Source organism: Saccharopolyspora kobensis (assembly GCF_900108315.1).
GTDB lineage: Bacteria > Actinomycetota > Actinomycetes > Mycobacteriales > Pseudonocardiaceae > Saccharopolyspora > Saccharopolyspora kobensis.
Genome location: NZ_FNVB01000003.1, coordinates 255114 through 279683, shown reverse-complemented (window position 1 = coordinate 279683; position 24570 = coordinate 255114). Strand labels below are relative to the sequence as shown.

The window sequence follows — 24570 nt, the reverse complement described above, 5'->3', positions numbered from 1 at the left end:
ATCGCAAGATTGGAGCAACGGTGATCCATTCCCATCCAGTGCGGGATCAGGGACCCGTCCGGGTCGCCCTGACCGGTGCCAACGGCGGGTACGGCCGCACGCTGCTCGCGCAGCTGCAGCGCACGCCCGAGCTGATCCCGACGGCGCTCGTCGACCCGGACGTGGAAGGGATCCGCCGCACGCTCGGCGAACTCGGTGGCGACGCCCGCTTCGCGGTGGCCACCACCGGCGATGAGTTCCGCGAAGCGGTCGCCGACGGCGGGATCGCGCTGCTCCGCGATGCCGCCGCGCTCGACTGGAGCGAAGTCGACGTCCTCGTGGAAGGCACCGGGCAGGTGCGCGTCGGCACTGCCTACGCCGAGGAAGCACTGGCCAACGGCACCCACGTCGTCATGGTCAGCAAGGAGGTCGACACCGTTAGCGGGGTCGCGCTCGCGGCGAAGGCGGAGGCGGCGGGGCTCCGCTACCTGCCGGGCGACGGCGACCAGCCCGCCAACCTGCTCCGCATGGTCGACTGGATTTCCGCGGTGGGCCTGGACATCGTCGCCATCGGCAAGTCGGGGGAGTACGACCTGGTCTTCGACCCGGCCACCGGGACCGTGGAGCACGCCGGGGTGACGATCGAAGCGCCCGGGCTCGCCGAGCTGCTCGACCTGGGCGCCGAACCGCGGAGCACGCTGAGCCGTCGCGCCGAGCTCGTCGCCGGGCTCAAGCGCGCGGCCGCGGCGGACCTCTGCGAGATGACCGTCGTGGCGATGCGCACCGGCGCCGCACCGGACGCGGAGGGCCTGCACTACCCGGTCGCTCGCATCGCCGAGCTCGCCGACGTCTACGCGGCGCACGAGGACGGCGGGATCCTGCGCCGCGACGGCGTCGTCGACGTCTTCTCCGCGCTCCGCCTGCCCGGCGAAGCGAGCTTCGCGGGCGGTGTGTTCGCGGTGGTGCGCACCGGTGATCCGGTGACCTGGGAGATGTTGCGGGCCAAGGGGCACGTCATCAGCCGCGACGGCAAGTACGCCTGCCTGTACTGGCCCTACCACGCGATGGGCGTCGAAACGCCGCTCACCATCCACGCCGCCGCCAGCGGCACCGGATCGTCACCGCGCCCGCGGCCGACAACGCTGCTGGCGGCCCGAGCGGTCACCGCGCTCGAACCCGGCACGCCCTTCCGGGTGACCGGCCACCACCACGAGATCGACGGCGTCAGCCCGGTCATGGTGGCGCCCGACGCCGCCATCGCGCCCTACTACCTGCTCGGCGACGCGCAGCTGCGCCGGAGCGTCGGGGCGGGCGAGCTCGTGCGCCTCGACGACCTCGAGCACCTCGCACCGGAACCGCTGGCCGCCTACACCGCCGGCACCTCCGCACCGTCGGTGCGGCGCGGGCCGACCCCGGGAGCCGGAGAATGAACGCCGAGATCATCGCGCTGATCGTCTTCGCGGCGGTGTTCGCCATCTCCGCGATCCGCAACGTGCACATGGGCGCGCTGGCCCTGGTCGCCGCCTTCATCGTCGGGGTCGGCATCGTCGGCGAAGGCCTCGACGACGTCCTCGCTGACTTCCCGGTCGACGCCCTGCTGATCCTGCTCGGCATCACCTACCTGTTCGGCATGGCGCGGGAGACCGGCACCATCGACTGGCTCGTGGACCGCTCGGTGCGGCTCGTCGGCCCGCGGGTCGCGCTGCTGCCGTGGGCGATGTGGCTCATCGGCACCGGGGTCGCCTGCCTCGGCACCTCGCACGCCGCGTTCGCCGTGGTGCCGATCGCGATGTCCCTGGCCACGACGCACCGCATCAGCCCCACGCTCATGGGCATCGCCATGAGCTCCGCGATCGTCGGCGGCGCGCTGGCCCCGACGAGCATCAACGGCATCACGGTCGCCACCATCGCCGAGGGCGCGAACCTGCCCTACAGCGCCGCGCTGATGTTCGCCCTCTCGGTCGGGGTGAACGCGCTGGTCGTCCTGGTCGCGTTCCTGATGTTCGGCGGCCCGGAACTGATCCGCCGATCGCGCCGGGACGCCGCGGCGCTCCGGGAATCCGCGCGGGGCGGCGCGGCGGTGGCGACCGGGACCGCACCCGCGCAACCCATCACGCGCCTGCAGGTGACGGTCCTGTGCACCCTGTTCCTGCTGATCGCCGGGTTCGTCGTGCTGACCGCGCTCGACGTGGACGTCAACCTCGGCGTCGTCGCGCTGACCCTCGCGGTCGCGCTGTCGATCCTGGTGCCGGACGTGGGCCGCCGCGCGATCTCGAAGGTCGACTGGGGAACGATCCTGCTGCTCGGCGGCATCCTCACCTACGTGGGGGTGCTGACCCGGCTGGGAGCCATCGACCAGCTCGGCGAGCTGGCCCGGTCGGTGAACGTGCCGCTGATCGCGGCGATCGTGATCTGCGTGATCGCCGCCGTGGTCTCCGCGTTCGCCTCGACGATCGGCATCCTCGGCGCGCTCATCCCGCTGGCCGTGCCGCTGCTGGTCCCCGGTGGCGGACTGGAGATGACGGGTTTCCTCTACGCGCTGGCGATCTCGGCGTCGCTCGTGGACTGCGCACCGTACTCGACCACGGGCGCGACCATCATCGCCTCGGCGCCGGAGGAGCGGCGCCCGCTGCTCACCAGGCACCTCACGGCCTGGGGATTCGCGATGATGATCATCGGACCGGCGCTGACCATCCTCACCATGGTGGTGCCCGCCCTGCTCTTCGCCGGCTGAGCGGGCGACCGGGCCGCCGGCCGATGCGCGGTCAGCGGCCCGGGAGCCGCCCACCGGCTCCACGCACCGCGCGGACTACAGCCGGGTGCAGGTTTCGATGTCCTGCTCGAAGTCGGCGATGGCTTCGGCGGTGAGCGTGGGCCGGGTGTCGTCGATCGCCTTCAGGTATTCCGCCGTGGTCGCCAGATCCCGGTCCTCGCGCAGGACGTCGCGCTCGAAGGCGGCCTGCGCTCCCTGGCGGGCGGCGAACTCGATGTCGGCGGGAGTGAACAGCTCCGTTCGCTCCACCAGCAGGTCCAGGTCGACGTTGTCCCGGGCCGGGCCGAGGTAGCGCGACCAGATCGCGCGCCGGGCGGGCGGATCCGGCGGGCCGACCGGGATGATGTAGTCGAACCGGCCCGGGCGCAGGAAGGCCGGGTCCAGGGAGCTGACCGAGTTGGTGGCGCAGACCAGCAGGCGGTGGTCGTGCTCCCGGAAACCGGGGATCAACTTGAGCAGCTCGTTGGTCACGCCGTGCGCCGGACCTGCCGCCGGCGTCGTGCGGGTGCCCGCGATCTCCTCGACCTCGTCGATGAACAGGACCAGGTCGTCGAGCTCCTCCAGCTCGGTGAACACCTCCCGCAGCGAGGTGGCCAGGCCCTCCGGGGAGGCCGCGGCCAGCCGGGACGGGAACAGCTCCACGAACGGCCAGTTCAGCCGCGAGGCGATCGCCTTGGCGAAGCTCGTCTTGCCGGTGCCCGGCGGGCCGAACAGCACGATCGCCTTCGGCGGCAGCACGCCGTGCCGCTCGGCCCGGTCCGGGTGGGAGATCGGCAGCACGACGCGGCGTTCGATGACGTCCTTCTCCCGCCGCATGCCGGCCAGCGCAGCCCACCTCCCGGGCGGCAGGAGCATGCCGCCGAGGTGCTCGAGCACGTCGAAGTCGGCCGGATCCAGCTCCTCGACCTTCTCGAAGTAGGTCAGGTCGGTGCGCGGCCGGTAACCGGAGTTCACCATCGCCCGGAAACCCGCGGCCCCCTCGGGAACCAGGCTGGTGATGCGGTGCACGCCGAGGCCGCGCAGCTTCTTCTCCAGCTCGGCCAGCAGCGCGCTGCCGATGCCGCGGTTGCGCCACCGGGCGTCGAGCGCGAACAGCGCCAGCCAGGCCCGCTCGCCCTCCACCTTGGCCGCGGCCATGCCGACGACCTCTCGCTCGACCACCGCGACCAGGGCCGGGTGCCCGGCCCGCGCGATGGACACCACTTCGGCGGCGGAGAAGACCGGCTCACCGGTCTCCCTGCTCTGGTCCCAGATGCGGATCGCCTGGTCCAGGTCGTCGTCGTGGAAATCGCGCACCCGCCAAGCAGGCATGGCCCACCTCCCGCGTCCGCCCGCGCCGCGGTGCCCGCAGGAGCCCGGTTCCCGGCGGACGGACTCCGCGCGCAGCGCAGGATGTGCAACTGGGCCGAATTCTCCGCCGCCACGACGGATCGTGGCAAAGAGATGTTCCCGTTCGCCCGATAACCCGCGCCTATCAACCGGCCCGTCGCCCCGGCGACAACAGTCCACTTAGGACATGAACCTGCGTTGGCCGAGCTGCTCCGGCCGGAGAGCGCACCCGGACCTCGCTCGGTGGAACTAGCGGGCCAGATCCGCGGCGAGGCCGGTTCGGACGCGTTCGGCGCCGGTGTAGATGTTCATGGAGTTGCCGCGGAGGAAGCCGATCAGCGTCAGCCCGGTGTCCGCGGCCAGGTCGACCGCCAGCGAGGACGGGGCGGACACCGCCGCCAGCACCGGGATGCCCGCCATCGCGGCCTTCTGCACCAGCTCGAAGGAGGCCCGGCCGCTGACCATCAGGACCGAGTCCCGCAGCGGCAGCCGGCCCGAGCGCAGGGCATCACCGATCACCTTGTCCACCGCGTTGTGCCTGCCCACGTCCTCGCGCACGCAGCTGAGATCACCGTCGGCGGTGAACAGCCCGGCGGCGTGCAGCCCGCCGGTGCTGTCGAACACCCGCTGGGCCTTGCGCAACCGGTCGGGGAGCGTGGTCAGCGTGCCCAATCCGATGCTCGGCGAGGACTCGTCCACGGGCCAGGTCGTCTTGGTGCGCACCGCGTCCAGGCTCGCCTTGCCGCACAACCCGCACGAGGACGTCGTGTAGAAGTTGCGCTCCAGCGAAGCACCGGGCAGCGCCACACCGGGAGCCAGGGCGACGTCGACGACGTTGTAGGTGTTACCGCCGTCGGCGGTGGCACCAGCGCAGTAGCGGATCCCGACCACGTCCGCGGCCGAGCGGACGACGCCTTCGCCGACCAGGAACCCGGCCGCCAGGTCGAAGTCGTGCCCGGGGGTGCGCATGGTGATGGTCAGCGGGCGTCCGCCGACCCGGATCTCCATCGGTTCCTCGGCCGCGAGGGTGTCCGGGCGGTGCGACGGAACCCCGTCGCGGATGCGCAGCACGCGCCGTCGCGCGGTAACTCGTCCCACAACTCGTCCTCTCAGGACCCGGTCGGCTCCAGCCGGACCACGATCCCCTTCGAAGTGGGCGTGTTGCTGATGTCGGCCACGCTGTCCAGCGGCACCAGCACGTTGGTCTCCGGGTAGTACGCGGCCGCGGAACCGCGCGTCGTCGGGTAGCCGACCACGCGGAAGTTGCGCGCCCGGCGCTCCACGCCGTCGTGCCACACGCTCACCAGGTCGACCTCGGCGCGGTCGGCGAACCCGAGCTCGGCGAGGTCGTCGGGGTTGACCAGCACCACCCGGCGGGCGTTGTGGATCCCCCGGTACCGGTCGTTCGGGGCGTAGGGGATGGTGTTCCACTGGTCGTGCGAGCGCAGCGACTGCAGCACCAGGTGGCCCGGGGGCGCGGTCAGCATCTCGAAGCCGTTGGCGGTGAACATCGCCTTGCCGGTCGCGGTGCGGAAGTTCCCGCTGTTCACCGGGTTCGGCAGCACGAAACCACCCGGTTCGGCCACCCGCGCGTTGAAGTCCTCGAAACCCGGCACGACCCGCGAGATCCGGTCCCGGATCGTGCTGTAGTCCGCCTCGTACTCCTCCCACGGGATCTCGGGGTTCGCGCCCAGCGTCCGGCGCGCCAGGCGGCCGATGATGGCGACCTCGCTGAGCAGCGCCTCGGAGGCGGGCTCCAGTCGGCCGCGGGAGGCGTGCACGGCGCTCATCGAGTCCTCGACGGTGATGAACTGCTCACCGCCGGCCTGGACGTCCCGGTCGCTGCGCCCGAGCGTCGGCAGGATCAGCGCCGTCTCGCCGCAGACGGTGTGCGAGCGGTTGAGCTTGGTGGAGATGTGCGCGGTCAGCCGGCAGCGGCGCATCGCCCGCTCGGTGAGCTCGCTGTCCGGTGCGGCGCGCACGAAGTTCCCGGCCACGCCGAGGAAGAACTTCGCGCGGCCGTCGAGCATGGCGCGGATGGAGTCCACCGAGTCCCAGCCGTGCTTGCTCGGCGGGGTGAAGCCGAACTCGCGCTCCAGCGCGTCCAGGAAGGACTGCGGCATCCGTTCCCAGACGCCCATCGTGCGGTCGCCCTGCACGTTGCTGTGCCCGCGCACCGGGCACGCGCCCGCACCGGGCTTGCCGAAGTTGCCGCGCAGCAGCAGGAAGTTGACGACCTCGCGGATGGTGGGCACGCCGTGCTTCTGCTGCGTCAGGCCCATCGCCCAGCAGACGATGACGCTCTTGCTGGCCAGCACCCGGTCGCGGACCTGCTCGATCTCCTCGCGGGTCAGCCCGGTGGCGGCGCGCACCTGCTCCCAGGACAGCTCGCGCGCCTGCTCGGCGAACTCGGCGAAACCGCTGGTGTTCTCGCGGATGTAGTCGTGGTCGAGCACGGTTCCGGGAGCGGCGTCCTCAGCCTCGAGCAGCAGCAGGTTCAGCGCCTTGAACAGCGCGAGGTCGCCACCGGGGCGGATCTGCAGGAACTGGTCGGCGATGGCGGTGCCGCGGCCGATGACCCCGCGGACCTTCTGCGGGTTCTTGAAGCGGAACAGCCCGGCTTCCGGCAGCGGGTTCACCGCCACCACCTGCCCGCCGTTGCGCTTGGTCTCCTCCAGTGCGGAGAGCATCCGCGGGTGGTTGGTGCCGGGGTTCTGGCCGACGACGAAGACCAGGTCGGCCTGGTGGATGTCGTCGAGGCTCACGGTGCCCTTGCCCACGCCGAGCGTCTCCTGCATCGCCGAGCCGCTCGACTCGTGGCACATGTTGCTGCAGTCGGGCAGGTTGTTGGTGCCGAAGGCCCGCGCGAACAGCTGGAGCAGGAACGCGGCCTCGTTGTTGAGCCGCCCCGAGGTGTAGAACAGCGCTTCGTCGGGGGAGTCCAGGGCCTGCAGCTCGGTGGCGAGCAGGTCGAAGGCGGCGTCCCAGCCGATCGGCTCGTAGTGGTCCGATCCCGGGCGCTTCACCACGGGCTCGGTGAGCCTGCCCTGGTGGTTGAGCCACTGGTCGGTCCGGCCCGCGAGCTCGGAGATGGGGTGCTCGCGGAAGAAGTCGGCGGTGATCCGGCGAGTGGTCGCCTCGTCGTTGATGTGCTTGGCGCCGTTCTCGCAGTACTCGTTGAGGTGCCGCTGCTTCGGCCCGGGCTCCGGCCAGGCGCAGCCGGGGCAGTCGATGCCCTTCGCCTGGTTGACGTTGAGCAGCGTCAGCATCGTCCGCCGCGGCGAGGTCTGGGCCAGCGAGTACTCCAGCGCGTGCGCCACGGCGGGCACCCCGGCGGCCCAGGTCTTGGGCGGTGTGACCGAGAGCTCGTCCTCGCTGGAACCGTCGATGCCGCTCATCCCCGCGCTCCCTCGTCGTTCGCGTCTGCGCTGGTACAGCCAATGCCGCCCGCGCGAGGAAGTCAAAGAAGCGACGTCGATCACCTGATAGGCGCCGACTATCTCACGACGAAATCCGCGCCGCGACCACCCGGAGAAGGTGTCCGGCATCACGACCGGAACAGCGGCGGCTCTCACGAGCCGACCACAGGAAGCTGACAAGTTCTTGATCTCGGTTCCCTAGCTTGACCGCATGATGAGCACGAAGTCGAAGAGCCTGGTCGTCGGGTGCGCGGCCCTGGCCGCGGGATCGCTGACCGCCCCGCCCGCCGCAGCCGGGTCCGCCGGTGAGCACCGCCTGGCCACCAGCGAGGCGGAACAGCAGGCGGTGCAGGACTACTGGACCCCTGAGCGCATCGCCGCGCTCACCGAGCCCTCGTCGGACAACCCGCCTAAAGCCGGGCCGGACGGCGCCCCGTGGACGACGCCGAACGCGCTGGCCAAGACCGTGGGCCGGCTGTTCTTCACCGACCACGGCGAGGACGCCAGCTGCACCGCCACCGTGGTCGAGGCGGCCAACCGCAGCACGATCGTCACCGCCGGCCACTGCGTCAACAACACCGACCTGCTCGGCGAGAACAACCAGTGGTCGCAGAACGTGCTGTTCATCCCCGGCTATCACGACGGGCAGGCGCCGCTCGGCCGGTTCACCGGCCGGATCGCGATCGTCGACGAGACCTGGCTGCACAACGACCAGCAGCACGGCGAGGTCTACGACGCCTACGACCAGGCCTTCGTGGTGCTCAATCCGGACGAGCGCGGGCAGCGCGCCCAGGACGTGGTCGGTGCCGCCCAGCGCATCGGCTTCGGCGAACCAGGCGCGGGCACCGCGACCTCGTTCGGATATCCGCGCGCCACTTCGGATCCGGCGCGCGAGGGCCTGCCCGAGTACATCGGCGAGCGGCTCGCCTACTGCCGGGGAACGGCGAAGGAGAACCCCGGCACTCCCGAGCACCCCGCCGCTGCGAACCAGTGGGGGATCCCCTGCACCATGGGCGGCGGCGCCAGCGGCGGTCCTCGGTTCTCCGAACTGAACACGACGACCGGGATCGGCACGGTCGTCGGCGACAACAGCCAGAGCGCTTACCTCGACAGCGACGGGAACTCGTGCCCGCCCGGTGAGCAGGAGGGGTGCACCCGGTACCTCGTGGGCCCGCAGTTCACCACCGAGATCACCGAACCGCTCCACCGGAGGGCCGAAGAGGCTTGGTGATCGCCTGACCCGCCAGTTCCGGCGGGCCCGGCGTCCGGCTACCGCGAACGTTCCGAAGCGCTCTCCGGAGGCCTGAGAAGCGCCACCTATCACCTGGTAGAACCTGCCGTTTGACCATCCGTCCGGATGGGTGGAGGCTGGTGGTCGAGTGGGCCTGCCGCGGCACCGATATGTCCTCAGTGGACAATGGGTGGCGGCACCACGACCGACGACCCGGCGCGAGGACTCCGATGGACCTGGCAACACCCACCAGCGGCACGCCGCCCCAGGTGGGAGCCCTGCCGACGCCCACGTGGGCCCAGGCGCGGGAAACCGCCCGAACCGCCGCCCGGGCACTGCCCGCCGTCGCCCGGGACCTCGCCGAAGCCCTCGGCCACGTGCTGGCCGAACCGCTCACGGCCCGGACCGATCTCCCGGCGTTCGACACGTCCGCAATGGACGGTTGGGCGGTGGCGGGGCCGGGCCCGTGGCGGCTCCGGGACGGACGAGTGCTGGCCGGTGCCCGAGCCGAGCCGCTCGCCGACGGCACCGCGCTGGGCATCGCCACCGGCGCCGAGCTCCCACCGGGCACGACGGCCGTGCTGCGCCGCGAGGACGGCCAGGTCGATCCGCCCGGCACCACCCTGTCCGGCCGCACACCCGCCCCCGGACGCGACATCCGGCCGCGCGGCCAGGAGTGCCGGGCGGGGCAGGTCCTGCTCCCGCCCGGCACCGCGGTCACGCCCGCGGTGCTGGGACTGGCCGCGGCGGCCGGGCACGACAGGATCGCGGTCCACCGCCGCCCGGTGGTGGAACTGCTGGTGCTGGGCGATGAGCTGCTCGATTCCGGCCCGCCCCGCGACGGCCGGGTGCGCGACGCGTTGAGCCCGCTGCTGGTGCCCTGGCTGCGGTGCGGCGGCGAGCTGACCGGCAGCCGCCGGATCCCGGACGAATTCGACCTGCTGCGCACCGCGATCGCCGGTTCCCCGGCCGACGTGGTGGTCACCACCGGCGGCACGGCGGCCGGTCCGGCCGACTTCCTGCACCGGGCCCTCACCGAGCTCGGCGCCCGGTTCCTGGTCGACTCGGTGGCCGTCCGCCCCGGCCACCCGATGCTGCTCGCCGAGCTCCCGCCCGCGCCGGACGGGCGCGCCCGGTGGCTGGCCGGGCTGCCGGGCAACCCGCTGGCGGCCGTCGCCGGTACCGCGACGCTGGTCCAGCCGCTGCTGAACCGCCTCAACGGCCGTGCGGAGGCCGAGCCGCGCAGGTTCACCGCCGCCGCGGAGCTGCCGGGGCACCCGCGCGACACCAAGCTGCTGCCGGTCGAGCTCGGCGCGAACACCGCCACCGCGCTGCCCTTCGGCGGGCCCGCGATGCTGCGCGGGCTGGCGCTCTCCGACGGCCTCGCCGTCGTGCCGCCCGGTGGTCTCGCGGCCGGATCGGCCGTCGAGGTGCTCGGAACACCGCGCCCGTGGTGATCAGGCCGACGGTTCGACCGTCACCGAGACGTGCTTCATGATCGGCTGATCGCTCTGCGTGCTGTAGTCGCCGATGGCGCACAGGGCGTTCATCTCGGGCATGTAGCCCGCGGCGCAGCCGCGCGGGATGTCGTACGGGATCGCCTGGTAGCGGTTCAGCGTGCGGGTGCTGCCGTCCCGGGCCGTGCTGGTGATGTCGACGCGGTCGAACTCGCCGATACCCCGCTCGCGCATGTCCTCGGCGTTCATGAAGATCAGCGTGCGCAGGTTCTTGATGCCGCGGTAGCGGTCGTCGTCGGAGTAGATCGTGGTGTTCCACTGGTCGTGCGAGCGCATCGTGCCCAGCGCCAGCACCCCGGCGGCCGGGACGACGTCGGGCAGCGCGGCGGTGGAGAACTCCGCGCGCCCGGACGGGGTGTGGAAGACCAGCTCGCGGGCGGGTTGCCGGATGCGGAAGCCCAGCGGCAGGCGGACCCGCCGGTTGAAGTCCTCGAACCCGTCGAGGACCTGCGCCATGGTGTCGCGGATCCGGTCGTAGTCCTCGACGTAGTGCTGCCACGGCGTGCGGCTGCCCGGCAGCGCCGCCGCGGCCAGCCCGGCGATGATGGCCGGTTCCGAGAGCAGGTGCGGTGAAGCGGGGCGCTTCATGCCGCGCGAGAGGTGGACCATGCTCATCGAGTCCTCCACCGACGTGGCCTGCAGCCCGCCGCGCTGGTGGTCCTTCTCGGTGCGCCCCAGGCAGGGCAGGATCAGCGCCTGCTTGCCGTGCACCAGGTGGCTGCGGTTGAGCTTGGTGCTGACCTGCACGGTCAGCTCGCACTCGCGCAGCGCGGCGAAGGTGTGCGGCGTGTCCGGCGCGGCGAGCGCGAAGTTGCCGCCCATGCCGACGAACACCTTCACCTCGCCGCGGTGCATCGCCTCGATGGTGCCGATCGTGTCCAGCCCGTGGGCCCGCGGCGGCTCGATCCCGCAGACCTCGGCCAGCCGGTCCAGGAACGCCTCGTCCGGGCGGTGGTCGATGCCGCAGGTCCGGTTGCCCTGCACGTTGCTGTGCCCGCGCACCGGTGACGGGCCGGCGCCTTCCCGGCCCAGGTTCCCGCGCAGCAGCAGCAGGTTCACGATCTCGCGGACGGTGTCGACGCCGTGCTCGTGCTGCGTGATGCCCAGGCACCAGCTGAAGATGCTCCGGTCGGCCTCGCTGTAGACGCGGGCGGCGGCGGTGATCACCGCGCGGCTGACACCGGACTGGCGCTCGATCTCCGCCCAGGGCGTGGCCTCGCACAGCGCCCGGTAGGCGTCGAAGCCGGTGGTGTAGCGCTCGACGAACTCCGCGTCGACGGCCTTCGGGTCGTGCTCGGCCTCCTCGAACACGGCCTTCGCCATGCCGCGCAGCAGCGCCATGTCACCGCCGATGCGCGGCTGGACGTTCAGCGTGCTGGTGCGGGTGGCCTTGAACGTGGCCATCCGGGCGAAGTCGTGCGGGATGATCGTGCGCGTGGCCGCGGCCTCCACCAGCGGGTTGATGTGCACGATCTGCGCGCCCCTGCGGTAGGCCTCGGCGAGCGAGGTGAGCATTCTGGGCGCGTTGGAGGCGGCGTTGACGCCCATGATGAACAGGGCGTCGGTCATCTCCCAGTCCTTGAGGTCGACCGTGCCCTTGCCGGTGCCCAAGGCCGCCTGCAGGGCCCGGCCGCTGGCCTCGTGGCACATGTTCGAGCAGTCCGGCAGGTTGTTCGTGCCGAGCTCCCGCGCCATCAGCTGGTACAGGAACGTCGCCTCGTTGCCGAGCCGCCCGGAGGTGTAGAACGACGCCTGGTCGGGGCTGTCGAGCTCGGCCATCGCGCGGCCGAAGATCGCGAAGGCCTCCGGCCAGGAAACCGGGACGTAGCGGTCGGTCTCCGGGTCGTAGCGCAGCGGCTCGGTCAGCCGGCCCTGGTCCTCCAGCTCGAAGTCGCTCCACTCCGAGAGCTCCGCGACGGTGTGCGCGGCGAAGAACTCCGCGCCGACCCGCTTGCGGGTCATCTCCCAGGTCACGTGCTTGATGCCGTTCTCGCAGATGTCCAGGTGCAGGCCCTTGGTGTCGTCCGGCCACGCGCAGCCCGGGCAGTCGAAACCGCCGTTCTCGTGGTTCATCCGCATGATCGCCCGCGGCCCGTCGACCAGCTCGCGCTCGCGGACCAGGAACTCGGTCACGCTCCTGGCTGCGCCCCAGCCCGCGGCGGGGTGGTGGTAGGGCCGGAACTCCGGCTGCTCCTGGCTGGCCCGCTCGCTCATCACACGCTCCTGCCGTACGGCCGCCCGACCTCCGTATCCCACCACCGCGGCCGCGCCTCGGCAAAGCGAGCAGCGGCCCACGCGCTGCGCTCCGCCGGGGCTTCCGCGCACGATGAGGAGCGCGACCACGGAGGAGGACGGAGATGGCCGAGCAACTGCCGGAGCGGGCCCGCGCCCAGCTGGAGGCGGAACTGACGACGCTGCGGGAGCGCCGCCGCTCGCTGGCCGCCGCGATGCAGGAGCAGGAGAGCGATGTCGGGGACCGCGGTGACGAGGCCAACGCACTGGAGAGCGGCGACGACCTGATCGCGGTCGACGAGCGGATCGCAACGGTGACCGAGCTGCTCGCCGGCGGCCCGGAGCGGGCACCGGGCCGGGTTCCGGACGGCACCCGGGCCACCCTGCGCTTCGACGACGGCACCGAGCAGGAGGTGTGCGCGGTGGCGATCCCCGAGGAGATCGCGTCCGGACAGCAGGGCATGACCGTGACCACCGACAGCCCGCTGGGACGGGCGCTCGCCGGGCGCCGCGAGGGCGACACCATCAGCTACTCGACACCGGCGGGCGAGGTGCGGGCCCGCGTCGTCTCGCTGAACTTCCCCGGCGACTGAGCCTTGTCGGCACCGGAGGAGCCGGAGGTGCTGACCTTCGGCCACGGCACCGCCGACGCGGCGACCATGACCGGACTGCTGCGCGGCGCCGGTGTCCGCGAGCTGGTCGACGTGCGCACCGCACCCGGCAGCCGGCGCAATCCCGACGCCGCCCGGGCGGCGATGTCGCACTGGGTTCCCGAGGAGGGCATCGGCTACCGCTGGGAATCGCGGCTCGGCGGCTGGCGCCGGGCGCACCCGGACGGCCCGGACACCGCGCTGCGCAACCGCTCGTTCGCCGGGTACGCCGAGCACATGCGCACCGCCGACTTCCGGGCCGCCGTCGACGACCTGCTCACCGACTCGGCCACCGAGCTGAACGCGGTGATGTGCGCCGAATCGCTGTGGTGGCGCTGCCACCGCAAGATGATCGCCGACTACCTGACGCTGGTGCGCGGGGTGCCGGTCGGTCACCTGATGCACGACGGCAAGATCCGGCCGCACCGCCCCAGCCCGGAAGCCCGCCTGCTCCCGGAGCGGGGCGTGCTCATCTACGACGCGGGCCAGCCCCCGCTCGACGCCGGATGACGACCGCCGCCGCGATCCCGGCGGTGACGCCGATCAGCGTGTCGACCGCGCGGTCCCGGAGCATCGTCAGCGGATCGGCGGGCGCGGCCAGGTCGGTCATCAGCATGATCAGCGGGGTGAAGAAGCCCAGCGCCAGCCCGTAGTGGCGGGCCATGAACAGCTCGGTGGGGAACAGCAGGGCCATCACGATGACGGCCAGCGCCGCGCCGGGCGGATCCGGCAGCAGCACCACAGCGGTGATCGCGAGCCCGGCGAAGGTTCCCAGCACGCGGTGGATCCCGCGGTGCACGATGCCGCCGATCCCGGGAGCCCACCGGTCGCGCACGCCGACGACCGCCAGCGGGACGGCCGCGGAGGCCATCGCCCAGTTGGCGTGGTCGATGCCGAGCAGCAGGCCGACCGCACCCGCGGCCGAGACGGCCACCGCGTAGCGGGCCGCGTGGACCAGCGCGCCCGGCCCGCGCTCCACCTGGCGGCGGCTGGCGGGCTCGCGGGAGCGCAGCGCGCTGACGAGGCTGACCAGCAGGCAGAACAGCGCGGTCGCGGCGCAGATGGAGATCGCCGCCCACGGCGCGACCCGGCCCGCGGGAACGGTCGCGGTGGCACCCAGCGCGAAGATTCCGAAGAACGGCCCGGCGGGCCGGAGCCCGAGTCGGTCGGCCAGCAGCGACCACAGCGAAGCGCACCCGGCCACGGTCACCACCAGCACCCACGCGGGAGCGTGCGCGCCGGCGAGCACAACGCCCGCGCTCACCCCGCTGAGCAGCACCGCACCGGCCTGGGCCTGGTGCACGATGCGGAGCCGGTCGGATTCCGCCCGGCCGTACATGCCGGTGAACGAGCCGAAGACGGCGTAGATGATCAGATCGGGACGCCCGGCGGCGAGCAGGGCGAGCCCGGGGACGAACAGCCCGGCGGCGACCCGGAACGCGTGCCGGTGGTCATCAGCGGCGGGGCGGATCAGCACCTGGGCGGGCAAGGGAACCCTCCGATCGTCGTCCGCGGCGGGTGCCACGGTCGGAAGGCGGCGATGCCGCGGCGGCGGCCCACCTCGGCCCTGCTCCTGGCCGTCGAGTCTGGCCGACCTCCGGCGGCCGCGTCCAAGCGGAAGTTCCGAGGCACCGATAGACCGCGCCTATCAGCCGAGATGGCCCGCTCGCGTGGTCGAATGGGGCATGCTCTTCCGCCAGCTCGAATACTTCGTCGCGCTCGCCCGCGAGCGCCACTTCGCCCGCGCCGCTGCCGCCTGCCACGTCTCCCAGCCGGCGCTGTCGGAGGCGATCCGCAAGCTGGAGCAGGAGCTGAAGGTGCCGCTGGTCCGGCGCGGGCGCAGCTTCGAAGGCCTCACCCCGGAGGGGGAGCGGCTGGTGCTGTGGGCGCGGCGCATCCTGGCCGACCACGACTCGCTCAAGCAGGAGGTCACGGCGCTGCAGACCGGGCTCACCGGCGAGCTTCGGATGGGCGTGATCCCGGCGGCGGCGAGCACCGTCGCGCTGCTCACCGACCCCTTCTGCGCCGAGCACCCGCTGGTGCGCGTGCAGCTGGAGACGAGCCTGCGCTCCTCCGAGATCATCGACCGGATCCGCCGCTTCGAGCTGGACGCCGGGGTGATCTACCCGCACGGGCTCAACACCGCCGACCTCGTGGTCACCCCGCTCTACGAGGAGCAGCACGTGCTCATCGCCAGCGGCGAGCTGCTCGCCGGGCAACCCGACGCCATCGGGTGGCCGGACGCGCTGGAACTGCCGATGTGCCTGCTCACCCAGGGGATGCGCGGGCGCCAGCTGATCGACGACGCGCTGGCCGCCAGGGGGCTGACGGTGGTGCCGCGGCTCGAGGCCGACTCCGTGGTGGCGCTGCTCGCCCACGTCGGCACCGGCCGCTGGGCGAGCATCGTGCCGCACACCTGGATCCGCACCCTGCGCCCGCCGGCCGGTGCGCGCGTGCTGAAGCTGCGCGACCCGTCGGTCACCGCCGAGATCGCACTCGTCACCAGCGCGGTGGAGCCCGGATCGGTGCTCACCAGGGCCCTGGTGCAGGTCGCGCGGACGGTCCGCGCCACCGAACCGCTCGACCACGGCTCGGATACCACGACCAGCTGAAATCGGCGCGGCCTATCGGGCGGTCGGAACCGCGTCTTGGACCGTGCGCGCGCTCGCGCAGCAGAATCGACTCGCGCGTCGTGATGTTGCCGGAGGACAACGGGTGCTGCATGCTTCCCGCGAATCGCGACCACAGCGCGGTGCGAGAGCGTTCTGGAGGACCTGCGTGGAGATGTCGAGCGCGGACCCGTCCGCTGCACCGCCGGTGCCGCAGCCGGTGCTGACCCCGCTGACGGGTTCGGCGATCTTCCTGGTGCTGACGATCAACGGCGGTGGTGAACCGGCCGTGCGCGACCTGCTCGGCGATCTGGCCGGCCTGCAGCGAGCGGTGGGGTTCCGCTACCCGGACGGCGGCCTGGCCTGCGTGGCGGGCATCGGCTCGGCGGCCTGGGACCGGTTGTACTCCGGGCCTCGCCCGGCCGGTCTGCACGTGCTGCCCGAGTTCGCCGGGCCTCGCCACCGGGCGGTTTCCACCCCGGGCGACGTACTGCTGCACATCCGCGCCCGGCAGATGTTCCTGTGCTACGAACTGGCCGCGCAGGCGCTGAGGCGCCTGGGCGGCGCGGTCTCGGTGGTCGACGAGGTGCACGGCTTCAAGTACTGGGACCAGCGGGACCTGCTCGGATTCGTCGACGGCACGGAGAACCCCAGCGGCCCCGCGGCGCGCACGGCGGTGAACGTCTCGGCCGAGGCGGATGCCCCGTTCGAGGGCGCCAGCTACGTGGTGGTGCAGAAGTACCTGCACGACATGGCGTCCTGGAACGCGCTGCCGGTCGAGGAGCAGGAACGGGTGATCGGGCGCACGAAGCTCGACGACATCGAGATGGACGACGCGGTCAAACCGGCCGACTCGCACGTCGCGGTCAACACGATCGTCGACCCGGACGGCACCGAGCGGCAGATCGTGCGCGACAACATGCCGTTCGGCAGACTCGGCGACGGTGAGGTCGGCACCTACTTCATCGGCTACGCCGCCGACCCGGCGGTGATCGAGCTGATGCTGGAGCGGATGTTCCTCGGTACCGCCGATGCCACCCACGACCGGATCCTGGACTTCTCGACCGCGGTGACCGGAACGCTGTTCGTGGTGCCCACGGCGGACTTCCTCGACGACCAGCCACCCCCACCGGAGCCGGGCCGGGCGCCCGAGGCCGACGCGTCGTTGCGCATCGGCAGCCTGAAGGGACGACAGCCATGAACAACCTGCACCGCGAGCTGGCCCCGATCTCGGCGGCGGCCTGGCAGGACCTGGAATCCCAGGTCCGCGACGCGTTCACGCTCAACGCGGGTGCCCGCCGGGTGGTGGACGTGCCGGAGCCGCGAGGACCGGAACTGGCCGCGGTGGGCACCGGCCACCTCGGCGAGACCGGCACCGCGGCGGCGGGTGTGCAGGTGCGGGTGCGCCGGGCCAGCCCGGTGGCCGAGCTCCGGATGCCCTTCCGCGTGACGCGCGAGGCGGTGGACTCGGTCGAGCGCGGCGCCCAGGACGCCGACTGGTCGCCCGCGGTCGCCGCGGCCCAGCAGATGGCGATGGCCGAGGACAGCGCGGTGTTCGACGGACTCGCAGCGGCCGCCTCGGACGGCCTGCGCAGCGGCTCGTCGCACGAAGCGATCGCGCTGCCCGAGGACGTCTCGGCGATCCCGGAAGCGGTGGCGCAGGCGCGAAGCGCGCTGGTCGCGTCGGGAGTCGGCGGTCCGTGCGCACTGCTGCTGAGCCCGGCCGCGCACACCGCGGTCAGCGGCTCGGTGATCGGCGGACGGCTCGCGATCGAGGAGCTGTCGCGGGTGGTGGGCGGTGACGTCCTGCGGTCACCGGCGCTCGACGGCGGCCTGCTGGTGTCGACCCGCGGCGGCGACAGCGAACTGGTGCTGGGCCGCGACCTGTCGATCGGCTACCTCGGCCACGACGCGACGTCGATCGAGCTGTACCTGGAGGAGTCCTTCGCCTTCCAGCTGCACACGCCGGAGGCGGCCGTCGAACTGGCCCCCGCCGGGAGCTGACCGCGAGGAGCGCACCATGACCGAGGACCCGAACCCCGACCAGGGCTGGTACTTCAACCTGCGAACCCACCAGGTGCAGCACCACGACCGGGGAAGGGCCGACGACCTGCTCGGCCCCTACCCGGACGAGGAGACGGCCCGCCGCGCCCTGGAGATCGCAGCCGAGCGAACCCGCCAAGCGGACGCCCAGGACGCGGAGTGGGACGACGACGAGTAGCGCGTACCGCGCGCTCGCGATCCGCTCAGTGGAGGGTTTCGACCGCTGCCTTGCTGAACGGGACGAGGTCGGGGATCCGGTCGTCGAGGACCTTCTCCGCCCACCGGGGATCGGCGAGGAGGGCCCGGCCTACCGCGACGAGGTCGAACTCGTCCTGCTCCAGGCGGTCGAGGAGTCGTTCGATGCTCTCCACCGCCGCGGTCGCCCCGTTCAGCGATCCGGGCTCGAACTCCTTGTTCAGGCCGACCGAGCCGACGGTGATGACGGGCTTGCCGGTGACCTTCTTCGTCCAGCCCGCGATGTTGAGCTCGGAGCCGGAATCCGGGAACTCCGGCTGCCAGTAGCGGCGGCCGGAGGCGTGGAAGGCGTCGACCCCGGCGTCGGCGAGCGGCGTGAGCAGGGCCTCCAGCTCGCCGGGGTTCTCGGCGAGCCGGACGCCGTAGTTCTCCGACTTCCACTGGGAGAAGCGCAGCACGACGGGGAAGTCGGGGGCGACGCGCTCGCGGATCGCGGTCACGAGGTCCGCGGCGAACTTGGTGCGGGAGAGCGGATCGCCGCCGTAGGCGTCGGTGCGCTGGTTGGTGCGCTCCCACAGGAACTGGTCGATGAGGTAGCCGTGCGCGCCGTGCAGCTCGATGCCGTCGAAGCCGATGCGCTCGGCCTCCTGCGCGGCGTCGGCGAATGCGCGGATGACGTCGTCGATGTCGCCGAGGGTCAGCGCCGTTCCCGCGGGAGTTCCGTCGATGCCGATCCCGGAGGGGCCGACGGGCGGTGCATCGGGGAACGGCGGCGCGCCTGCGGGTCGCTGGATGCCCACGTGCCAGAGCTGCGGCATGATCTTGCCGCCCTGGGCGTGCACGGCCTCCACCACGCGGGCCCAGCCGGCCAGCGGCTCCTCGCCGTGGAAGCGGGGGACGTCGGCGCTGAACCCGGCGGAGGGGTGATCGACGCTGGTGCCCTCGGTGATGATCAGGCCGGTCCCGGCCGCGGCGCGGCGCGCGTAGTACACGGCCACGTCGTCGCCCGGGATGCCACCGGGGGAGAACTGGCGGGTCATGGGAGCCATGACGATCCGGTTCGGCAGCGTTGCCGATCCCAGCGCGAACGGGCGGGACAGTAGCTGAGCTGCGCGGGTGCTCACGGTGGCGGTCTCCTGTCGGACGTGCCGGACTGAAAGTGTACGAATCAAGATTACATTTTCGGCGGATAAGTGCAACTGTGAGAGTTGCTATTATGGGGTCGGGTAGCATCGGCGCCGATCCGCGGACGGGGGTGGGGACCATGCTGGACATCCGGTTCTCCCGCGCGCTCACGATGATGCTGTTCCTCGCGGTCGCCGGTGAGCGCGGCACGGAAGCGCTGAGCTCGGCCCAGCTGGCCGAAACCCTCGACACCAACCCGAGCCTGGTCCGCAAGCTCCTGGTCCCGCTGGTGGACGCCGGACTGGTCGTGTGCGCGAAGGGTCGCGCGGGCGGCGCGAGGCTGGGACGCCCGGCGGAGGAGATCACCCTCGCGGAGATCTACCGCTGCGCGATCGGCGACAAGCCCCTGTGGGCGTGCTCGCCGGGCGGTGCGCACGTGTGCCTGGTGACGGCGAACGCGAGCGAGTACTTCGCCGCGCTCACCGCGGAGGCCGAACGAGCGGTGCTCGCCTCGCTGGGCGACCGCACCCTCGCCGACAGCGTCCGCGAGCTCCGCCGCCTCGACGAGAACAAGGGCCACGTGGCCCAGATCGATTGAAAACCGCGGTGGCTCAGCCGATTTCGACCGGCTTCCGCTCGGTTCTGTCCTCCCGGGGAACGACCACGCCGAGGACGAGAACGGCGAACGCGAGCAGCGCCCACCAGGTGCCCCACAGGTAGTGGGCGGTCGTGGCGCCGATCGCCAGGTACACCAGCAGCCTGGGCAGACCTCGCAAGCGCAGGACGGCGAGGAAGGTGCAGAGGGCCAGCGCCCACCAGAGCTCGCCGGAGTGGAACGCCACCGCGGCAGCGGTGCCGACCACGACGAACACGAGTCCTTTGACCCCTCGGTTGATGGCCTCGACCACGCGCGCGGCCTCTTCGGTGAAGCGGGCTTCGTTCACGTTGATCTCGTAGGTGAAGTGGATCTTCAGCTTGTCCTGCAGGAGAGGGATGCACACCGCCCAGCACACCAGTACCCACCACGGCCATCCGAAGTAGTGGTGCAGCGCGATCACCGCGATGCTCAGCGGGGTGTAGAGCCCGCCGAACCCCGGCCCCCTCAGCTTGGTCACGACGGTGGACGTCGGCCCGTCGGGCTCGGGCGCGTCCGAAGGCGGCACCGGCACCCGCTCGGACCACTCCTGGACCTTGGCGGCGCGCACCGGGTCGCCGCTGTCCTGCAGCGCTTCGATCGCTTCCGCCGCCGACCGGAGCGCTGCTGCCCGGCGTCCCGCGGCCAGCAGCGCTTCGGCCAGCGCTTGCAGTTCGACGCCCTCCCGGTGCCGGTTGCCGATGTCGCGCCAGATCTCGACGGCCTGCTGGTGCGCTGTGCACGCGGCGCTGAACTGGAGTCTGTCGGCGAGGAAGGACCCCAGCCGGAAGAGGGCCTCGCCTTCGGCGTTCTCGTCCCCGGCCGACCGGCACATCTCCACCGCCCTCTGGAGCGCGGCAGTACCTTCGTCGAGCCCGCTCATCTGGGTGAGGACCACGCCGATGTTCACCAGGAGTTCGGTTTCCCTGGTGTGCTCGCCGTCCTCCCGCCAGATCTCGGCCGCCCTGCGGTGCGCGGCGTTCATCTCGCCGTGCTTGCCGATCTGGGCGTACAGGAGCGCGAGGTTCGCCTGAGCTCGCGCCTCGTGCTCCCGGTTGCCGGTGGCGTGGCAGAGCGCGGCGGCCGATCCGAGCGTCGCGAACGCCTGCGCGGCATCGCCCGCGGTCGCCAACGTCGCCCCGAGGTGGGTGAGGAGGATGCCTTCCTCTTCGCGATCGCCGAGTTCGCGCGCCTTGACGACGGCCTGTCTCACCACCGAGATCGACTCGCGGTGCCGGCGCAATCGCGACGACAGCACGTCGCTCAGGTAGCCGACGACGAGGAATTCGGCTTTCGCATCGGTTGCCGCCCGGCTCAGGTCCAGCGCCTGCTGGTACGCGCAAGCCGCTGCCTCGTGCTGCTGGTCCTGGAGGAGCGCTTTGCCGAGCGTGAGCAGGGCATCGACCTGCACCTGGTGATCCTGCGTCGACCGGGCGACGGCGCAGGCCTTGCGGGCGACTTCGACGGCTTCGGGGGAACGTCCCCTGAGATGGAGCTGAAATGCGAGCCAGCGAAGGGTTTTGGCGTGCCGTGGCGGATCGTCTAGCTCTTCGACCGCGGCGACGGCCTGCCGGATGAAGGCGAGGAACGCGTTCCCGGAGGCGTGCCGCCTCAGCTCGGGCAACTCGGCGAGGGCGTAGACGAGGTCGACGGTGATGTCGGGCCGACCGAGCGCGGTGGCGAGCGGGACCGCCGCCAGCAGGTTCGGGTACTCGCGCCCGAACCAACCCGGATCGGTGCCCGGGGCGTGGTTCTGCGCGACGCGGAGGTAGTGCTCCAGCAGGCGGTTCATCGGTACCGCGGGATCTTCGACCTCGTCGCCGTGCTGCGGTGCCCGCCGGTCGCGGACGAAGAGCCGGATCAGGTCGTGCAGCTGCCAGTGGCCATCCGAGAGCTGGAGAAGGTGAGTGCGGCGCAGGTTCCGCAGCCGCGGGCGGGTGGCTTCGAGCGGCTGGCCGAGCAGGGCGGCGGCCGCCTCGGTGCTGATGTCGGAGCCCGGGTTGAGCGTCAGCAGCTTCAACAGCCGCGCGGTGGGCGGATCGCGATTGGTCAGCCGACGCCAGGAGACGTCGAACGCGGCGCCGACCGCAGCCGCGCCCTGCTCCAGCGTGGTCAGCCGGGTCTCGGCGTCCTCGAGTTCGGCGGCCAGCGCCGCCGCGGTCAGCGCGGGGTCCTCGGCCAGCACGGCCGCGGCGATGGTCACCGCCAGCGGCAACCCGCCGCACAGCGCCACGATGCGTTCGGCGGCCGGGTCGCTCACGCGCGAGTCCTCGAGCGTGCTCCGCAGGAGATCACGGGCTTCGGCAGCGGGCAGGACGTCGAGTTCCAGGGCGAGCGCGCCGGGCAGCGGCAAGGTGTCCCGGCCGGTGATGACCACGTGGTGCTCGGCGTTGCGGGGCAGCAGACCGCGGACCTGGTCGACGGACGAGACGTTGTCGAGCACCAGCAACACCCGCCGCTGCTGCCGGGCCAGCAGGCCGAGCAGCTGGTGGTAGCCGGTCGCCTGCTCAGCCGGCGCGTCCGGGATCTGCTCCGGATCGGTGCCCAGCGCCCGCAGCAGCGGGGCGAACACCGCGGATTCCTCGATCCGGTCGCCCGCGGGCTCGTAGCCGTGCATGTCGACGGTGACCGCGCCGCCGGAGAACCACCCGTGCCGCACCGCGAGAGCACTGGCATTGCGCACCAGCGCGGTCTTCCCGATCCCGCCCATCCCGGTCACGACCACCACGTTCGCCGGTCGTCCGGCCTCCGGGCGCCACTGCGCGTGGAGGCGCTCGACCTGGGCGGCCCGGCCCACGAACACCTCCGGCGCTGCCTGCTCCGGCGGCAGGACCGGTGCCACGACGGGAACCGGCCCTACGCCGGTGCGGTTCATGTGCACGTCGCCGTCGATGTGCCCGGCCTGCACCACATCACCGAGCACGACTCCCTCGATGATGTTGACGATTCTGGGCTCACCGTCCCGGTTCTTCGGCTGCCGCTCGCCCATGGGGTTCCCCTCGCCCGTCGAGCACGGTGCGTTCGCGGGCCCCTGCGGCCCGGTTCGCGTCAGACTACTGCGTCATCGGCGCCGAGGTGGCGAATTGAGCCCACGGTGGAAAACGCGTCGTCGGTATACGGGGTGTTCCTATGGCACAAGGAATTCCGTACTTGTGCGGCCTGATCATCCGGACGACGATTTCTCCGGTGGTCTTCGAAGGCCGCTCGTCCGGTGAGATCCGGGTCGACGCGGTTTCCAACGCTGCTGGACGCCGGTGACCGGACTCCTTTCCGCCACTCGAACGGAATTCGCGGTAAGAAGTGATGAATGACGACGCGGGCGCCGGATCGGCGCTCCGGAACGAGGTGTCCCAGCGCAGGTGGCTGGTGCTCGGAATCCTGTGCACCACCCTGCTGCTGGTCGGCATGGACCTCACGATCCTGCACGTGGCGGTTCCCACGCTGTCGCAGCAACTCCTGCCCAGCGCATCGCAACTGCTGTGGATGGTCGACAGCTATCCGCTGACGGTCGCGGCCTTCCTCGTCACCTGCGGCACGCTGAGCGATCGCATCGGGCGGAAGAAGGTGCTGCTCGGCGGGTTCGCGGTGTTCGGGCTGGCATCGGCAGGGGCGGCCTTCGCCACCGCTCCGGTGGTGCTGATCTGCTTCCGCGCCGCGCTCGGGTTCGGCGCGGCCATGATCGCGGCCGCCACGGTGGCCATCATCCGCATCACCTTCCCCGACGCCCGGGAGCGCGCGTTCGCGATCGGCGTGTGGTCGGCGTGCCACAGCGCGGGCGCGGCCGTCGGGCCGATCGCGGCCGGATTCCTGCTGGAGCACTACTGGTGGGGATCGGTGTTCCTGGTCAACGTGCCGGTCGTGCTCGTCGCGCTGGTCGTCGGCGCGGTCGTCGTGCCGGAGTCCAAGGACGAGGTGCGGCGCCGGTGGGATGCGCTCAGCGCCGTGCTGTCCGTCCTCGGGCTGGGCGGGCTGGTGTACGCGCTGAAGCAGATCGGCGAGCACAGCGCGGTTTCCCCGCCGAACCTCGTGATCGGCGTGGTGGCGGTGGCGCTGCTCATCGCGTTCGTCGTGCGGCAGCGCCGGATCGCGGAGCCGCTGCTGGATCTGTCGCTGTTCGCCGACCGGAAGTTCTCGGTCGCCACCGGGGCGATCCTCGCCTCCTTCGCGGGCTACATCGCGCTGATGTTCTTCGCCACGCAGCACTTCCAGCTCGTCTCGGGCTACTCGCCGCTGCTGGCCGGCGCGGCGCTGCTGCCGATGGCCGCCGCGAACGCCGTCGGTGCGGTCTTCGCGCCCAAGGTGGTGGCGGTGCTGAGCGATCGCCTCGCCATCACCCTGGCCCTGCTGCTCTTCGCGGGTTCGATGCTCGGCCTCGCCCTGCTCGGACCCGGCAGCGGGTACGGCGTCGTCGTCGCGCTGCTGGCGGGCAGCGGACTGGGGGTCGGCGTGGTGACGACGCTCGGTTCGGACGTGATCATGTCGGCGGCGGACCCGAGCCGGGCCGGTGCGGCGGGCGCCATCCAGGAGACGTCGTTCGAACTGGGCTCCGGCCTGGGCATCGTCGTGCTCGGCACGACGTTGAGCGTGATCTACCGCAACACCCTGGAGCCGGTCGCGGGCGTGGCCTCCGCGCAGCACGCGGAGGCGCAGAACTCGCTCGGGGCGGCGGTGCAGATCGCGGGCGGCCTGGACGAGCAGGTGGGCGCGGCGCTGCGAACAGCGGCGGTGACGGCATTCGGCGACGGCTTCACCGCTGCTGCCCTCCTGGGCGGCGCGATGTTGCTGGTGGTGGCCGTGGCGTCCTGGTTCGTGCTGCGCGACCGGTAGCGCGAAT

Annotated in this window: 19 protein-coding genes; 12 read left to right on the top strand and 7 right to left on the bottom strand. The window is 71.9% G+C overall.

The annotated features are described in order from the left end of the window. Nucleotides 1-38 precede the first annotated feature (38 nt). Together C4T78_RS09835 and C4T78_RS09830 are read left to right on the top strand one after the other, a co-directional pair. Nucleotides 39-1409 carry a homoserine dehydrogenase gene (locus C4T78_RS09835; protein ID WP_235863676.1) on the top strand — a complete coding sequence of 457 codons (1371 nt, stop codon included), beginning with the start codon at nucleotides 39-41 and terminating at the stop codon, nucleotides 1407-1409. After that, the gene (locus C4T78_RS09830; protein ID WP_093355397.1) at nucleotides 1406-2713 is read left to right on the top strand and encodes an SLC13 family permease; all 1308 of its coding nucleotides are present in this window, start codon (nucleotides 1406-1408) and stop codon (nucleotides 2711-2713) included. The genes C4T78_RS09835 and C4T78_RS09830 overlap by 4 nt, the downstream gene beginning before the upstream one ends. Nucleotides 2714-2788: 75 nt before the next feature. Here C4T78_RS09830 and C4T78_RS09825 read toward each other — a convergent pair whose 3' ends face one another. The 3 genes from C4T78_RS09825 to C4T78_RS09815 all read right to left on the bottom strand — a co-directional run bounded on the left by C4T78_RS09825 (nucleotide 2789) and on the right by C4T78_RS09815 (nucleotide 7479). Next, nucleotides 2789-4063, bottom strand: a complete 1275-nt coding sequence (locus C4T78_RS09825) for an ATP-binding protein (RefSeq protein ID WP_093355394.1) — start codon at nucleotides 4061-4063, stop codon at nucleotides 2789-2791. A 267-nt stretch (nucleotides 4064-4330) separates the two neighbouring features. Next, a complete protein-coding gene (fdhD, locus tag C4T78_RS09820) occupies nucleotides 4331-5179 on the bottom strand; it encodes a formate dehydrogenase accessory sulfurtransferase FdhD (protein ID WP_093355392.1) in 849 nt (282 codons plus the stop codon). A gap of 11 nt (nucleotides 5180-5190) precedes the next feature. Next, a complete protein-coding gene (locus C4T78_RS09815) occupies nucleotides 5191-7479 on the bottom strand; it encodes an FdhF/YdeP family oxidoreductase (RefSeq protein WP_093355389.1) in 2289 nt (762 codons plus the stop codon). 232 nt (nucleotides 7480-7711) lie between these two features. Between C4T78_RS09815 and C4T78_RS09810 the strand changes: the two genes are divergently transcribed. Together C4T78_RS09810 and C4T78_RS09805 are read left to right on the top strand one after the other, a co-directional pair. Further along, entirely contained in the window at nucleotides 7712-8731 is a 1020-nt protein-coding gene (locus tag C4T78_RS09810; protein WP_093355387.1) for a trypsin-like serine peptidase, read from the top strand. Between the two features lie 230 nt (nucleotides 8732-8961). Beyond that, the gene (locus C4T78_RS09805) at nucleotides 8962-10188 is read left to right on the top strand and encodes a molybdopterin molybdotransferase MoeA (RefSeq protein WP_093355384.1); all 1227 of its coding nucleotides are present in this window, start codon (nucleotides 8962-8964) and stop codon (nucleotides 10186-10188) included. Here C4T78_RS09805 and C4T78_RS09800 read toward each other — a convergent pair whose 3' ends face one another. Next, nucleotides 10189-12462, bottom strand: coding sequence for an FdhF/YdeP family oxidoreductase (locus C4T78_RS09800; protein ID WP_093355381.1), 2274 nt, complete (start codon nucleotides 12460-12462; stop codon nucleotides 10189-10191). 143 nt (nucleotides 12463-12605) lie between these two features. Here C4T78_RS09800 and C4T78_RS09795 point away from each other — a divergent pair, with 143 nt between their 5' ends. Both C4T78_RS09795 and C4T78_RS09790 read left to right on the top strand, forming a co-directional pair. Further along, on the top strand, nucleotides 12606-13073 hold the full coding sequence (locus C4T78_RS09795; RefSeq protein WP_093355378.1) for a GreA/GreB family elongation factor: 468 nt from the start codon (nucleotides 12606-12608) through the stop codon (nucleotides 13071-13073). Nucleotides 13074-13100: 27 nt separating this feature from the next. After that, nucleotides 13101-13640, top strand: coding sequence for a DUF488 domain-containing protein (locus C4T78_RS09790; RefSeq protein WP_235863675.1), 540 nt, complete (start codon nucleotides 13101-13103; stop codon nucleotides 13638-13640). Here the strand turns inward: C4T78_RS09790 and C4T78_RS09785 are convergent. Then, nucleotides 13600-14619 (bottom strand): FUSC family protein, encoded by a 1020-nt coding sequence (locus C4T78_RS09785; protein ID WP_093355375.1) that lies wholly within the window; start codon nucleotides 14617-14619, stop codon nucleotides 13600-13602. The genes C4T78_RS09790 and C4T78_RS09785 overlap by 41 nt on opposite strands. 181 nt (nucleotides 14620-14800) lie before the next feature. On the opposite strand from C4T78_RS09785, the gene C4T78_RS09780 reads away from it, so the two are divergent. The 4 genes from C4T78_RS09780 to C4T78_RS09765 all read left to right on the top strand — a co-directional run bounded on the left by C4T78_RS09780 (nucleotide 14801) and on the right by C4T78_RS09765 (nucleotide 17960). Further along, on the top strand, nucleotides 14801-15742 hold the full coding sequence (locus C4T78_RS09780) for a LysR family transcriptional regulator (protein ID WP_235863674.1): 942 nt from the start codon (nucleotides 14801-14803) through the stop codon (nucleotides 15740-15742). Nucleotides 15743-15914: 172 nt separating this feature from the next. Beyond that, nucleotides 15915-16940: a Dyp-type peroxidase gene (locus C4T78_RS09775; RefSeq protein ID WP_093355817.1), complete on the top strand. Its 1026-nt coding sequence runs from the start codon at nucleotides 15915-15917 to the stop codon at nucleotides 16938-16940. After that, nucleotides 16937-17743, top strand: coding sequence for a family 1 encapsulin nanocompartment shell protein (locus C4T78_RS09770; RefSeq protein WP_093355370.1), 807 nt, complete (start codon nucleotides 16937-16939; stop codon nucleotides 17741-17743). Before C4T78_RS09775 ends, C4T78_RS09770 begins: the two co-directional genes overlap by 4 nt. A 16-nt stretch (nucleotides 17744-17759) precedes the next feature. After that, nucleotides 17760-17960 (top strand): hypothetical protein, encoded by a 201-nt coding sequence (locus C4T78_RS09765; RefSeq protein WP_093355367.1) that lies wholly within the window; start codon nucleotides 17760-17762, stop codon nucleotides 17958-17960. Nucleotides 17961-17985: 25 nt separating this feature from the next. On the opposite strand, the gene C4T78_RS09760 is transcribed toward C4T78_RS09765, so the two are convergent. Next, nucleotides 17986-19101, bottom strand: coding sequence for an NADH:flavin oxidoreductase (locus tag C4T78_RS09760; RefSeq protein WP_093355365.1), 1116 nt, complete (start codon nucleotides 19099-19101; stop codon nucleotides 17986-17988). A 140-nt stretch (nucleotides 19102-19241) separates the two neighbouring features. Here C4T78_RS09760 and C4T78_RS09755 point away from each other — a divergent pair, with 140 nt between their 5' ends. Then, a complete protein-coding gene (locus C4T78_RS09755) occupies nucleotides 19242-19700 on the top strand; it encodes an RrF2 family transcriptional regulator (protein WP_093355362.1) in 459 nt (152 codons plus the stop codon). Between the two features lie 13 nt (nucleotides 19701-19713). Here the strand turns inward: C4T78_RS09755 and C4T78_RS09750 are convergent, their stop codons facing one another. Next, complete coding sequence (locus C4T78_RS09750; RefSeq protein WP_093355360.1) at nucleotides 19714-22725, bottom strand: tetratricopeptide repeat protein; 3012 nt, start codon at nucleotides 22723-22725, stop codon at nucleotides 19714-19716. Between the two features lie 314 nt (nucleotides 22726-23039). On the opposite strand from C4T78_RS09750, the gene C4T78_RS09745 reads away from it, so the two are divergent. Next, complete coding sequence (locus C4T78_RS09745) at nucleotides 23040-24563, top strand: MFS transporter (RefSeq protein WP_093355357.1); 1524 nt, start codon at nucleotides 23040-23042, stop codon at nucleotides 24561-24563. Nucleotides 24564-24570: the final 7 nt, after the last annotated feature.